Raw genomic sequence first — 1,766 nt, forward strand, 5'->3', positions numbered from 1 at the left:
TAAGATGATGAAAATATTTGGAATTTTAACAAAGACATCTCCCTCTAAAGTTTTTGGTTCATTATTGTTGGGGACTGTTGCTGGTATTGGTTACGCATTTTTGATACCGATTGTTTTATATAGCTTTGAGAGTAATGGTCCTTTCCTTCTTGAAAGTGCTGGACCTGTCAGTATTTTTTCTTTTGAAGTAAGTAATATTAAATTTGCTGCACTATTTTTATTATCTTGTCTGTTGATTCTAGGTGCAAGAACTCTTTCTCAACTGATATTGACCTGGGTTGCATTAGATACAACATCTGCATTAAGAGTGAAGTTTTATAGAAAAATATTAAATGCGCCTATTACAAGTGTCGAGAAAACTGGCTCAGCTAAGTTAATTGCTTCAATAACGACTGATGTGCGAAATATTATTCAAGGCGCACAACTTCTACCTGATATGTTAATCAGCTTAGTGACAATAACTGGTATGTTATTGTTTTTACTTTATTTGAATTCTAATATTTTTTATTTCGTGTGTGGCGGAATTTTATTTGGTGTAATTACCTTTCAGTTACCAATGGCTATTGCAGGAAAGTTTTTTCGAAAATCAAGAGAGAAGGTTGACGATTTACAAGAAGGCATAAAAGGGATTATTCGAGGTATAAAAGCACTTAAACTCTGTAAGACCAAGCGAGACAGCTATATGTCGGAGGTTATGTTAGAGAGTGAAAAGGAAGTGCTATCTGCTGGGAAAAAAGGTGCCACAATAATACGAAGTGCATCTAATTATGGTGATATGTTAAGTTTTTTTGTTGTTGGTTTTGTTGCATTTGTTTTTGTTAATTACCATGCAATTAGTTTGCCTGAATTAATGGGGGCTGTAATGGTTTTGTTATATATAACAGGACCAATAAGCATTATGCTAAATGCTATCCCTCAAGTTATAGTGGCGAATATTTCATTAAAGAAAGTCAGTGAAATATTCGATGGCTTAAAAGAAGAGCAAATATCTCCAACATTGACCAATATCCCTGAATGGAAAAGTATTCAATTTTCAAATGTGACTTATCAATATGAAACACAAAATCAAGCAAAAGGCGGCTTCTCAATCTCGCCATTAAATTTTACTTTAGCAAAAGGCGAAATAACTTTTATTATTGGTGGTAATGGTTCTGGTAAATCTACCCTTGGTAAATTGATAACTTCTCATTACTTACCCACATCAGGACAAATATCATTGGGTGACTTATTAATTGATGAAACGAATATTAATAGTTATCGTAATCAAATATCGGCCATTACATCTGATTATTATTTATTTGATCGGTTGCTTGGAAATTCTAATCAAAATGATGATGAATTAATTAATACTTATTTAGCTAAATTGCAGATTGATTCTAAAGTGTCATTAAAAAATGGACATTTTTCTTCTTTGTCTTTATCTGATGGGCAACGTAAACGATTAGCTCTTTTGGTTTCGTTTTTAGAAGATAAAGCAATTTATGTATTTGATGAATGGGCTGCCGATCAAGATCCTGAGTTTAAACAAGTTTTTTATTGGGAAATTTTGCCTTATTTAAAAGAAAAAGGAAAAGCTGTCGTTGTGATTAGCCATGATGATAGATATTTTGATGTCGCTGATAAAGTTTTAGTCATGGAGCAGGGAGTAATGCGCCACTTAAATCAAAATGATCAACAACAGTATTTTAAATTGAGTGGTGAGGTAGAAAATATAAAGCACAGTAAAACAATGAGCGAAGACTCAGCTTTAAAGGAGTATGTTTAAA

General features: G+C 32.6%; 1 protein-coding gene. It reads left to right on the plus strand.

The features are described from left to right. Window positions 1–4: 4 nt before the first annotated feature. Window positions 5–1,765: a cyclic peptide export ABC transporter gene (locus tag ACT5E3_RS05810; protein ID WP_444997365.1), complete on the plus strand. Its 1,761-nt coding sequence runs from the start codon at window positions 5–7 to the stop codon at window positions 1,763–1,765. Window position 1,766: the final 1 nt, after the last annotated feature.

Source organism: Aliikangiella litoralis (assembly GCF_052495765.1).